This is a genomic window from Mesorhizobium sp. (genome assembly GCF_004962925.1).
GTDB lineage: Bacteria > Pseudomonadota > Alphaproteobacteria > Rhizobiales > Rhizobiaceae > Mesorhizobium.
In genome coordinates, this window is record NZ_SUEO01000131.1 from 7,414 (window position 1) to 8,080 (window position 667).

Annotated in this window: 1 pseudogene; it reads left to right on the forward strand. The window is 66.9% G+C overall.

Features of this window, described 5'->3' with window-relative positions:
* A pseudogene (locus E5W87_RS22990) lies at positions 1–667 on the forward strand (aminotransferase class I/II-fold pyridoxal phosphate-dependent enzyme); the annotation flags it as partial.

The following is a 667-nucleotide window of genomic DNA, read 5'->3' on the forward strand; positions in this document are numbered from 1 at the left end:
GGCGAAGCCCTGTGCCTTGAGCTCTTCGAGCTTGCTGTCGTTCCGGCCGAACATGGTGTTCCCGCGCCACCGCGCGGTGGCGGTCGACTGGCTGCGGCTCTGCGGTCTCGATGTGTCCGCGCAGAATGTCAGCCTGACCAACGGCGCCACTGCGGGCATGACAGTGGCGCTGATGAGCGTGGCGCCGCCCGGTTCGACCGTCGCCACCGAGGCGATCGGCCACCACACGCTGATACCGCTGGCGCGCTATCTCGGCTTCAACCTCGAAGGACTGCCGATCGATGACAACGGCTTGATCCCGGAGGCGCTCGACGAGGCGTGCCGGCTTTCCGATATTCGCGCCGTGTTCGTGCAGCCTTCAGTGATCAATCCGACCGCAACATTGATGGATGCCGCACGGCGCGAGCAGATCGCTGCGGTTGCGCGAAAGCACGACATCGCCATCATCGAGAACGACGTGCTCGGCCCCCTGGTCGAGGGCCGGCCGCCGCCGGTCGCCGCCTTCGCGTCAGAGCGCACGCTCTACGTCACCTCCTTCACCAAGATCGTGGTGCCGGGCCTGCGCATCGGCTACCTCGCGGCGCCCGATCGCTATGTCGCCGCCGTCGCCAATCGGCATCTCGTCTCCAACTGGATGGCGACGCGGGCGAAGCCCTGTGCCTTGAGC